Annotated in this window: 7 protein-coding genes and 2 pseudogenes; 4 read left to right on the forward strand and 5 right to left on the reverse strand. The window is 69.1% G+C overall.

Annotated elements, in window-relative coordinates; genetic code table 11:
• The first annotated feature begins 183 nt into the window (after nucleotides 1-183).
• Nucleotides 184-1,725 carry a hypothetical protein gene (locus ACWCQ6_RS28335; RefSeq protein ID WP_451093901.1) on the forward strand — a complete coding sequence of 514 codons (1,542 nt, stop codon included), beginning with the start codon at nucleotides 184-186 and terminating at the stop codon, nucleotides 1,723-1,725.
• Between the two features lie 500 nt (nucleotides 1,726-2,225).
• On the opposite strand, the gene ACWCQ6_RS28340 is transcribed toward ACWCQ6_RS28335, so the two are convergent.
• The 5 genes from ACWCQ6_RS28340 to ACWCQ6_RS28360 all read right to left on the reverse strand — a co-directional run bounded on the left by ACWCQ6_RS28340 (nucleotide 2,226) and on the right by ACWCQ6_RS28360 (nucleotide 9,226).
• The gene (locus ACWCQ6_RS28340; RefSeq protein WP_451093903.1) at nucleotides 2,226-4,298 is read right to left on the reverse strand and encodes a discoidin domain-containing protein; all 2,073 of its coding nucleotides are present in this window, start codon (nucleotides 4,296-4,298) and stop codon (nucleotides 2,226-2,228) included.
• 232 nt (nucleotides 4,299-4,530) lie between these two features.
• A complete protein-coding gene (locus tag ACWCQ6_RS28345) occupies nucleotides 4,531-5,787 on the reverse strand; it encodes an MFS transporter (protein WP_451093905.1) in 1,257 nt (418 codons plus the stop codon).
• Nucleotides 5,788-5,801: 14 nt separating this feature from the next.
• Nucleotides 5,802-7,160 (reverse strand): GH1 family beta-glucosidase, encoded by a 1,359-nt coding sequence (locus ACWCQ6_RS28350; RefSeq protein WP_451093913.1) that lies wholly within the window; start codon nucleotides 7,158-7,160, stop codon nucleotides 5,802-5,804.
• Between the two features lie 368 nt (nucleotides 7,161-7,528).
• The gene (locus tag ACWCQ6_RS28355; protein ID WP_451093907.1) at nucleotides 7,529-8,191 is read right to left on the reverse strand and encodes a TetR/AcrR family transcriptional regulator; all 663 of its coding nucleotides are present in this window, start codon (nucleotides 8,189-8,191) and stop codon (nucleotides 7,529-7,531) included.
• A 303-nt stretch (nucleotides 8,192-8,494) separates the two neighbouring features.
• Complete coding sequence (locus tag ACWCQ6_RS28360) at nucleotides 8,495-9,226, reverse strand: DUF6193 family natural product biosynthesis protein (protein WP_451093909.1); 732 nt, start codon at nucleotides 9,224-9,226, stop codon at nucleotides 8,495-8,497.
• 268 nt (nucleotides 9,227-9,494) lie between these two features.
• Between ACWCQ6_RS28360 and ACWCQ6_RS28365 the strand changes: the two genes are divergently transcribed.
• From ACWCQ6_RS28365 to ACWCQ6_RS28375, 3 genes and pseudogenes are all read left to right on the forward strand, one after another.
• Complete coding sequence (locus ACWCQ6_RS28365; protein ID WP_451093911.1) at nucleotides 9,495-9,770, forward strand: hypothetical protein; 276 nt, start codon at nucleotides 9,495-9,497, stop codon at nucleotides 9,768-9,770.
• 56 nt (nucleotides 9,771-9,826) lie between these two features.
• Nucleotides 9,827-9,977: pseudogene (locus tag ACWCQ6_RS28370) on the forward strand (helix-turn-helix domain-containing protein); the annotation flags it as partial.
• A 159-nt stretch (nucleotides 9,978-10,136) separates the two neighbouring features.
• Nucleotides 10,137-10,238: pseudogene (locus tag ACWCQ6_RS28375) on the forward strand (transposase); the annotation flags it as partial.
• Between the last annotated feature and the right edge of the window lie 489 nt (nucleotides 10,239-10,727).

A 10,727-nucleotide genomic window follows, 5' to 3' on the forward strand; every position in this document is an offset into this window, starting at 1 on the left:
TGCCGACGAATGGCACAAAGTCATCGGACCTGGCCTAATACCACGCGGCGGATCAGTCGTCGACCCGCACTTCGCAGACGCCCCTGCCGGCTCGGTGAGCCACATACGCTTGACTCGCCACGCCATCGGCCTTGGCGGGCAGCGCATGACAGTCAGGGACACGGAACGGGGAGGAAGAGCGGGATGACGCAGGCTACGGGAAGCGAGCTGGACGAGCGGGTGCCGGGACGCCGGTGGACAGTGCGTCTGGACGCCGCAGGCCGGGGCAGTGCAGCGGTGCGCATCTCGTGCAGCCGCCCTGCCTGTGCCGAACAACGTCTGCCGTCCGCGACCGTCGGCCGTGCGGCAGCGGTCGCCCACCTCAAGGCACACCTGCGTGCTGCCCCCGCCCCCAGGGCCGAGGCGTACTGCGCATGCAGGGCCGAGGGCTGCCAGACTCATCTGCCCGACACCGGCCGGCATGCGCGTGCCGAACCCTGGCAGTGCGGCGGGCCGGTCGTGCTGGCCGTGGTCACCGACCGGGGAGGACGCTGGTGGCAGGCCATGGAGTGCTGCTCGCGGTGTGCTGCCGCCACTCCCGGAGCGAAGACCGCAGCCACATCCCAGGCACCCGGGCCCCAACTCCCCAATTGCCCGGCCCCCGCAGCCCCGGGCGCGGGCGCACCGCAGTTCTCCGACGGCCAGGGCGCGGCCAGGACGGATGTGCCGGCTCCCCGCTCCGCGCCCATGCGGCGCCGCCCACCCCAGGGGAAGATCGCTCAGCGCCTCGTCCCGCAGAATCTGCGCCCCATCACCCTGAGGGACGAACTCATCGAACTCGGTAACCTCTTCCGCGCCTACCAACAGCGTGATCAACCCGACCTGGCGCTCCTGTCCGACCTCCACACCCGCAAGGCGAGTGCATTCGCGGCCTGGGCCGAGGTCACCGGTGACACCCGCCTGAGACTGGACGCCCAGCGTGCCGAGCAGGCCGCCGCCGCCGCCCGCCTCCAGCACCAGCAGCGCACCGGTCTGACCCCGGGCAGCACCGCCCCGGACAGCAACACTGCGGCCGTGGCCCGCTTGCTGACCGGCCCCGCCCAGTGGGGCCACGCCCGGTCCGTTCTCGCGTACGTGGCCGGCCACAGCCCGTTGCCCGGCCCCGAGGCACGGCTGCTGGTGGTGATGCTGACTCTGCGCACCGCGCACACCGGCGCCGGTAACCTCGTGGGACAGGACCTCACCGCGCTGGGCCTGACCGATCCGGAGGACCTGGTCGCGCAGCTGACCGGCTGCGGATGGCTGAGCATCCCCGGCACCACCGGTGACCTGCTCGCCTCCCGCCCCGAGAGCCCCACCCCGGTCACCGTCCCGTCCCTCGTGCCCCGCGAGGACAGCCCGGGCCCGTTCACGCTCGGCAGGAAGCTGCGGCCCAAACTCAGCGGATGGGCCCAGAGAGTCGTCTCGGACAAGAAGCTCCGCAAGGCCAAGACCGCCGCAGCTACCCGGCTGCTCGCCCTGACCCTGGCCACCCAGACCAGCGCATCGGGACGGCTCGGCCCTGGCGGGACGGGCATTGCCCTGGATTCCCTCGCCGCCCTGTGCCCAGTGGATCCCGGCGAATTGCAGCACATGATCGACCAGCTGACCGCAGCGGACTGGCTCACCGAAGCCGCCGTCACCGACACTCACCTCACCGGGCAGCTGACCGAACGCATCCTGCCGCTCACCTGCCCCCTTCCCTAGGGCGTGTCCGGCGGATCATGGCCGGGGTCGCGGCGTCTGGCACGGCGCCTCGCGGCGTTGCCGAAACGTCCGAACAGCTCCGCTATCAAGACGCTCCGGCGCCTTGCGATGCACCGCACCAGACGCCGCGCCCCGAACACGTGAGGCGGCCTGCGCCCCACGACCCGCCGTCGAGGTCCACGCTCCGGGTGTCGGCCGCGATCATCCACGGCGAGCCCGTGGCCTCGGGAGGGGGAAAAGCCGATGGCCGCGAACCGGTCCTGGACCGGTGCAGGCCGGCCGGCTTCGACGATTCCCTGCCATACGGGCGCGGCGACGGCGGCCGGAGGGCGCCATGCCACCAGACACAGCGCCCAGCCGGCTCGCCGTCCCGCTCGTGGTGCAGATCCTGCAGAGCGGCCGAGCCCTGGCCCATGCTTCGTCGGCCGGCTGCCCCAGCCCCGCTTCGGCCGGCTGCTCGTAGGCCGCACGCACCGTCCGGGGCACCGCCGCCGGTGCCGTCAGTCGCTGTAGATGCCGACCTCGTGGAGTGAGTAGCCCCACTTGGTGCCGCGCTCCAGGCCCTGGATTCGTACGTAGCGCGCCGGAGTTCGGGCGAACCACGCTGTGTCCAGGCCGCCGTCACCAGCGGCCGTGGACCACGCCGTCTGCCAGTTCTCGCCGTCCTGGGACAGCTCGATGCGGTACGACTTCGCGTATGCCGCCTCCCAGTCGAGGGTGACACGCTTGACCGGCTTCGCGGATCCGAGGTCGATCTGCAGCCACTGGGCGTCATTCCACTCACTGGCCCAGCGGGTGCCCTTGTCTCCGTCCACGGCCTTGCCGGGAACGAAGCTGACGAACGGGTTCCACCACTCCGACGTGGACGCCGAGGCGGTCGCACCCGAGGCCAGATTCACCCCGGACTTGTGCTTCTCGGCGTTCCCCCAGGTGCGCAGGTAGGACTCGGCACCCGTGAAGAGGTCGTCCACGACCTCCTGGCCGCCGACGATCCGGATGTCCTCGATCCAGTCCGGGACCATGCCGTAGTGCGCCGCGCCATCGGTGTTGAAGTCCCACGTGCGCTCGCCGGTGGTCTGCTTGTCGATCACCGAGCCGCCGTCCGTGCTGCGGAAGGGGTACTTCACCGGGTTGGGGATGTCCCCGCCCCGCGGGGCCGGCCAGCCGCCGACGCCGTTCATGTCGGTGCCGTAGCCGTAGCCGACCTGGTACTTCTCGCGCAGCGCGTCCGTGCGTCTGGCCTCCGCGCTGAACGCCGCGGATTCGCTCATGTACTGGGTGGCGAACCCGCCGAGCTTGTAGAGCCGCTCGGTCCACCCCAGGTCCATCCAGCTGTGCGAGGAGATGACGCCCGGGTACGACTCGGACTCGAGGACGTCGAAGGCCTGATCCGCGGCCTTGACGCTCATGTGGTCGACCTCCAGCATCATGTGGCGCTTCATCAGCCCGCGCACCGCGTACTCACCCAGGCTGGTCAGCCCGCGGGTGTTGCACTGCGCGTCCGAGGAGTACGAGGGGACGGCCACCCCCTTCGGCAGTTGCTTCTCCGCCTCCGCCGCCACCGCGTTGCCGATGGGGTTGTCGTGTTGCGGGCCGCGGCAGGTCTCCGTCTTCCAGAAGGTGCCGGTCGACAGGAACTGGCCCACGTTGATCGCCGTACCGAGGGCGCCGGAGTCGTAGCGCACCCCGCACAGGGCGTTGTCGAACTTGTGGCACAGGAACATGCTGCTCACGCCCAGTTCGCGCAGCTCGTCCAGGCCGCGGTCGATGTCCTCCTTGCTGCACTGCGCGATGTCCAGGATCTGCTTGCAGCCGAACGGCTCGGACATCTCGACCCCGAGAACGACAGCCAGCTTGCCCTGCTCGATGACCTCGCGGGCCTGCGCGCTGTTGGTGACGATCCGGAACCAGCCCTTGCCCGGGCCGCCGTACATCTTGTCGATGAAGGCCTGCATGTCGTACGACTTCTTCGCCTCAAGACGGATGGCGGTCATCTCGTCGCAGCTGCGGTCCTTGAAGAAGTAGACCGAGCAGATCACGCCGTTGGTGACCAGGTCGTTGACCAGCACCCGCTGGCCGCCGCGCCATGCCCGCTCGATTGCGGCGTAGTAGTTCTGCTGGTGGGTCAGCGAATCGTGGGCGGGCCAGTCCTTGAAGGTGGGCCACCCATCGGGGTCGTGTTTGCCGTCACCGCCCTTGGTGACGAAGTCGAAGATGGCGAGCGAGCCGTCGGGGTAGTGCTCGGGGCAGTCCTTGAGGGCATCGGCGACGCCCTGCTCCGAGAACGGCTTGCCGCAGATCAGCCGGCCGCCGAAGCCCTCGTTGGACATGATGTGGTCGTGGGCGTCTACGAAGCCCCTTACGCGGCCCTGGGCGTCGGTGCCCTTGAAGGGCTCGCCGGTGACGTCGATCTGCGCGTCGGGCGTGGGCCGCGCGGTCGGGGTCCACCAGCCGGGGTCGGGCTCCGCCGCGGAGCTGGGCATCGGGCCGAGTACCAGGGACATCACGGCGAGGAGCAGTGACACCACCGTGAGGGATCTGAGTCTGCGGCGCGGAGGTTGAGCCATGGTCATCACTCACCTTGATTGTCATGTGCACTCAAGTTACTGGCGGGTTTCAGAATCGCGACCACCGTCGGCGGAGTCAACGGTCCGGCTCGAGAAACATGAGGAATCCTCAGCTTTGGTGGACTCGTTTTCGGCTGCGGTCAGTTGCGGGTTGATCGAGAGCCGAGAGCGGAGAGCGGAGAGCCGAGAGTCGAGAGCGGAGCGGCCCGGCCGGACGGGTCCGCCCGTCCGGCCGTCGTCAGGCCACGTTGCGGATGCGGTTGACGAGGAGACCGCCGATGAGGATGACCAGGGCCGCGGTGGTGTAGAGGCCGGTGTAGCCGCCGAGGTGGGTGATGACCGGCGAGGCGAGGGCGGGAGCGAGGACCTGCGGGCCGGAGTTGGCAATGTTGATGACGCCGAGGTCTTTGGCGCGGTCGGCCGCCTCGGGCAGGACTTGGGTGACCAGGGCCTGGTCGACGGCGAGGTAGATGCCGTAACCCGCGCCGAGGATGGCCGCGGCGGTGAGGGCGGACGGCCAGGTGTGGAGCAGGGCGAGCAGCAGTGCCGCTGCGGCCATGACCAGCGAACAGAGGACGACGAAGACCTTGCGGCGTCCAATGCGATCGGACAGGACACCGGCGGGGATGGCCGTGAGTGCGGCGCAGAGGGTGTAGATCACTGTGAGGATGAGTACGCCGGTACCGGGGTCGCCGTAGTGGACGGCGTCGGCGAGGAAGTAGAACAGGTAGAGGGTGCCGAGGGCGTTGCCGAGGTTGATCAGGAATCGGGTGAGCCAGGACCAGCCGAAGTCGGGGTGCTGCCGGGGACTCACCCAGAGCGAGCGGGCGAAGGCGCGGGCGTCGAAGGCGGGGCGCAGCGCCCGGGGCAGGGGCGGCTCGGAGTGGCGCAGCACGAAGGGGAGGGAGAGTGCGACAGTGAGCACGGCGAGGGTGGCGTAGCCGGAGCGGACACCGGTGATCAGCAGTGTGGTGATCAGCGCGCCGAGGACGAGGCCGAAGGACTGCATGAGACCGGTCCAGCCGGAGACCTGGGCGCGTTGGGTGAGCGGCACACGGTCGGCGATCGGGGTGGTGACCCCGGCCAGCATCGCGTTCAGGCCTGCCTGCGCGAGGCACCAGCCGACGGCGACCCCGGTCACGGTGTGCTGGGTGGCGGTGATCGACAACCCCCCTGCCCCGGCGAGGGCGCCGCCGAGAATCCAGGGCCGACGGCGGCCGAACCGGCTCGTGCTGCGGTCCGACCATGCGCCGGCGAGCGGGTTGGCCACTACCGCGACGAGCGCGCCGAGGCCGGTGACGAGCGAGAGCGCATCGTTCTTGCCGTGCGGGTCGATGTGCTCCAACTGGAGTGGCAGCAGGATCTGAATGGGGGTCATGAACGCCATGAAGACAGCGAGCGTGGCCAGCGAGAGGTTGACCGTCCAGCCGGCCCTGACCGGGACGGTGGGCTCGGCGAAGACGGCGGCGTCGTCCGCTGCGGAGGCGTGGGACATGACGACTCCGTTGCTCAGGACCGCTGGGAGGCGATCAGGTCGCGGTACCACTCGAAGCTCGCCCGGGGCGTGCGACGTCGGGTGGTGAAGTCGACCTCGACCAGACCGAAGCGCTGGTGATAGCCCTCGGCCCACTCGAAGTTGTCGAGCAACGACCAGGTGAAGTAGCCGCGCACGTCCACCCCGCGGGACACGGCGCGGGCGACCGCGGTGATGTGCCCGGCGAGGTACTCGATGCGCGCCTGGTCGTGCAGCCCGGCCGGCTGCGAGCAGCCGTTCTCGGTGATCCACACCGGTGGAAGGCCGTTGCCGTAGCGGGCCTTGAGGCCGGTGAGCAGCTCCGTGAGCCCATCGGGGACCACCGGCCAGTCGAACGCGGTTCGCTCGTACGGCTCCGTGGGCTCGGCCAGGTCGAAGGGCAGCGCGGCGGCAGGATCGGCCGGAGCGGTGACCCAGGTGGGGTTGTAGTAGTTGACGCCCAGCCCGTCCAGCGGTGCGGCCACCGTGGCGAGATCGCCATCGCGCACCACTCCTCCCCAGCTCGGGTCGGTCATGCCGTAGGCCGAAAGGTCGGGATAATTCCCCAACAGCAGAGGGTCGTTGAAGAGCCGGTTGTGCAGGGTGTCATAGGCAGAGGCCGCCGCCACGTCCTCGTCCTGCTGGGCGTCGGAGCGCAGACGGACGGGCGTGCAGTTGTTGGCGATCAGTATCTGCCCGTCTGGAACGGTGGCCCGCAGTGCCGCGGTCGCGAGGCCATGGCCGAGCAGCTGGTGATGTGCGACGGGCAGTGCGTCCAGCATCAGTGCGCGGCCTGGGGCGTGGACGCCGAAGCCGTAGCCGAAAGACATGTGGATGAAGGGCTCGTTCAGGGTGATCCACCGCTTGACCCGGTCGCCCAGCCGTTCCGCGACCACGGCCGCGTACTCGGCGAACCGATAGGCGGTCTCGCGGTTCAGCCAGCCGCCCGCGTCCTCCAGGGCCTGTGGCAGGTCCCAATGGAACAGGGTGGGTGTGGGCTGGATCCCGGCATCGAGCAGCGCGTCGACCAGGCGGTCGTAGAAGTCCAGTCCGCGCGGCTCGACCTTGCCCGCGCCGGTCGGCAGGATGCGAGGCCAGGCGACCGAGAAGCGGTACGCGTCGAGGCCGAGTCGGCGCATCAGCGCGACGTCCTCGTCGAATCTGTGGTGGTGGTCGCAGGCAATGTCGCCGGTGTGGCCGTCGCGTACGGCCCCGGGGCGCCGTACGAAGGTGTCCCAGATGGACGCTCCCTTGCCGTCCTCGTCGGCGGCGCCCTCGATCTGGTACGCGGCGGTCGAGGCGCCCCAGGCGAAGTCGGCCGGGAGCCGGGGGAGTCGGGTGGCATCGGTGGAGATCGTCGTCACTGGCGCCTGCCTTCATTGGTGATGCGCGAGTCGCCCAGGTTCGGCCGCCCGCGCGCAGCTCCGGAATTCTGCCGACGGTCGCTCTTCGCGCCCCAACGGCAGCCTGGAGGGCGGCTGTTCGTGACCGGGGTACGCCGTCCAGGGTGGGCCGCACCGTAACATGAACTATCGTTCACGTTCTATGGGTCTGGCCTGACCACGACCTGACCGGCGGGTAGGGGGAGGGGGCGCTGCTCGGGCAGTAGCAGCGTTGGCCAGGGCGAGCGTCGAGGCCGAGACCCACGGTCCGCGGCGGTACGGGTCGGCCCGACAGTCCGGCCCCGAGGCCCGAGGCCCGGCGAGCTGCTGAACGCCTCGGTTCACCCTTCCGCGGCCGTCAGCCGGCCGCGCAGGTCCTCCCAGTAGGCGTTCAGCATCTGCTTGAGCTCGTCCACGGTTTCCAGGTCCGGCTCGCCGTCGCTCTTGAACACTTCGTGCAGCACGGCGTTGGCGGCCCACACCACCATCCGCGTTGCCCGTTGTGCCCGGTGACCGCCGGGCCCGCCGGTCAGGTGCTCCACGATGCGCTGCAGGCCCTCGGCGATGTGTGTGTTGCTCGCCTCGTCGGCCCGCGCGAGCTCGGGACTGAGATGCCGCCCGGCCCACAGAGCCGTGCCGCCCGCCTGGGACCGGAAGAGCTCGGCGTAGATGCCGACCATCATGCCGACCGGGTCGGTCAGGTCGCCCTCGACGGTACGCTCGACGAGTTCGTCGATGGCGGCCTTGAAGGCATCGAGGTACCGCTGGCCCAGTGCGTCCACGACGGCGCTCTTGTCCGGGTAGAACTGGTAGATGCTGCCGACCGGCGCGCCCGCCTCCTCGGCGATCCGCCGCATCGTCAGCGCCTCGTACCCCTCCTGAGACAGGATCCGGTCGGCCGCGGCGAGGATGGCCTCGACCCGGGCCCGGCTGCGTGCCTGCTGAGGCTGCCTCCGTAGCCGCGCCCGCGTTGTCGGCTGCGGCTTGCCTGCTTCCGTCACCACGTGCCCCCGGTCGTCCGATGACGCGAACGTAGCACGCGGCCACGGAGCGGGGGCCGGCCATGCTGCGCCCCCGCTCCATGCGTCGGCTCTCGTTAAGCTCATCGACGCGGAGCTGCCGCTACAACTGGGACCGCACCCAGGGGCCGGAAGAGCGAGGTGGTCGGTCGGGTCCGCCGTCGTGCCGGTACAGCGGCGGCGCGGTTCACTCTTGTGAGTGGGTAGTTGGATTTCGGTCCACGAGCTCCTGATGGGAAGTCAACTGACCACGGTATCGATGATGGTCAGTGACATGGTTCGCGCACTTCAGCCATCCTGTTCGGCGGTTCCCGCGACGGCAGGACCGAGATCGGTGGGGAGATAGCACACCGCCAGGGCGACGGCTTCCTCGGCTGTGGCGGCCTCGCCGAGAACGTCGTCGGAGAGAGGATGCGTCTTCAGGCGGAATGGGCTGCCACTGTGTGACGGGACGATGGCCACCTCAATGCGGAACGGGTATCCGGTGCAGGAGCTGAAGCCGAGCGTCCAGTGGCTGGAGAACACATAGAGCTGTCGTAGCCGCGGTTCGGCATGAGCCGCTTCCACGAGTTCGCCGAACTCTGTGAAATCCGGTTCCTCGGCCGCCTGCTCCCGCATGGTGCGCCACTGCAGCTCCACCACCGCGGCCGGCCCGCGTTCGTGAGCTTCGGCACGCTTGCTGGAGCTCAGAAACGACAGCTCCGCCCGCAGCTCCCGCAGGCTCCTTCCCCGCCCCCACGCCGCCCCGGCCCTGACGACCTCCGCCAAGTCGGGCGTGGCTCCGGTGATGAGTTCGACTCCGCGACTCCAGCCGGATACACCGAACCAGCGGCTCTCGGCCCCGATGTGAACGGATAGCGGCTTGCGCTCAGGGACCGACGAGGCGATGCCGGCCGAAACGAGTGGGCCCCAACCGCCGGGTACCACTGTGAGGTCGACACCGAGTTCGGCCGCCAGCTGTTCCAGCGCTGCGGCCAGGCTGCCCGCAGCAGCCAGATCAGGGTAGAGGTCAGAGTCCACCCTCCATAGTCTGCCGTCGCGACGCCACCAAGAGAACGACGATCAGGCGCCGCCGAAACGAGGGCGGTGGGCACATGTCTACGAATGTCCGCTATTCACGGGCCCGGGAGCGTGACTGGTCCGTTGATGAAGCTGGACGGCGTGGCGGGGGAGGGCCGCTCCTACCCAGTGCGCACGGAGATCGAGCGCGGCCCCGCCTGGCGCCCCCAGCCTCCACGTGTCTCGGCAGTGTGTTGACCCTGTGGCCCTGGCAGTGAAGGATTCGTGCATGCTCCTTCTCGCCAGTCAGAACGACTCCGCTGCGGGCGGTGTGTTCCTGTTGGTCTGGGGAGTGGTAGTGATCTTTGTGGGGGGAGCCCTTGTCACGGAAAGAGGAGCTGCCGGGATTCACGCCCTCATCGTGAACGGCCTGGAGCGAAACCCGCGACAGCAGGCCAAAGCTCGTGCCGTGCCCGAGGGCTTCCTGCGTTTCGTCGGCGGGTTCCTGGCCATCTGCGGGATGGTGGCGGTGTCTGTCTCCTTGGTGATGACGACTCGCGGCTGAGCCGGCCGGAGGTGGCCCACGGCTGTTCCAGGTGGGCCATTACCACCCGGGTTGACGTCCTGGCGTCCGCCGGAGGGGACCGAGTCGCGGTAATCGCCCAGCTGGTCAGGCCGACGAGGGCACGGTGCGGGAGGTGATTCACCGGTTCAACGAGATCGGCCTGGCCTGCTTGGCCCCTCAATGGGCGGGCGACCGTCCCCGCCTGAGGGCTGTCCCGTAATCCCCGGCGGGCGCGCGACGTCAGCTACGGCACCTCGCCGCGTTGTCGGGATGTCCCCATACATCCAGTATGCGGACATCCCTCCGCCTTGCGATGCACCGCATCTGACGCCGCGCGCTGACCCACCGGGGATTACGGGACAGCCCTTACTCAAGCCTGACAACGAGGAATTCGTCATTCAGACGGCCACTACCCGTCCCACCGAACTCGGCCAGCCCTTCACTCGCTGGTCGATCCGCAAACAGGCCGCCTCGGCCGTGGGGGAGTGCAACCGTTCGCCGGTAGCCTTAGTGCGGTGGGATCGCCGCGATTCACGGCGTTCCGCATCTGCTCCCTCGTCACCCACTTTGAAATGTCATTCGTCTGTCCTGGCAGAATAATGCCGCCGCCGTTGGTAGGCCCCTCACCTGCAAATGGAACTGACTCGCCGACCAACTCGGCCCTGATGGTCGCAGCAGGGCTGAACAGTGGAATAGGCGACTTCTGACGGATATTCATAGCAGCAAGTTCAGCTCTCAATAATTCCTCCTTGTGAGTGTCTGGCGGGATACCGATCGGTACAATCTAGCCGCGAACCACACAGGGAGGCGTGGGGCCGGCCGAGCGCCGGCGGCAGGCGTCGGTGCCCGGCCGGGTAATGGGCGTCAGATGCGCTCGAGGCCACCCGAGATGGTCTCCAGGTCCTCGTCGTCGATCTCGGTGGCGAACTCGTCGGCCGCGGTCTCGGGCGTGGTGTT

It is taken from the genome of Streptomyces sp. NPDC001880 (assembly GCF_053594575.1).

What these genes read in the sequence shown, in the direction of transcription:
- ACWCQ6_RS28345 (WP_451093905.1), bottom strand. Translation starts at nt 5,787, where the DNA reads ATGTCCCACGCCTCCGCAGCGGACGACGCCGCCGTCTTCGCCGAGCCC.
- ACWCQ6_RS28335 (WP_451093901.1), top strand. Translation starts at nt 184, where the DNA reads ATGACGCAGGCTACGGGAAGCGAGCTGGACGAGCGGGTGCCGGGACGC.
- ACWCQ6_RS28365 (WP_451093911.1), top strand. Translation starts at nt 9,495, where the DNA reads ATGCTCCTTCTCGCCAGTCAGAACGACTCCGCTGCGGGCGGTGTGTTC.
- ACWCQ6_RS28340 (WP_451093903.1), bottom strand. Translation starts at nt 4,298, where the DNA reads ATGACCATGGCTCAACCTCCGCGCCGCAGACTCAGATCCCTCACGGTG.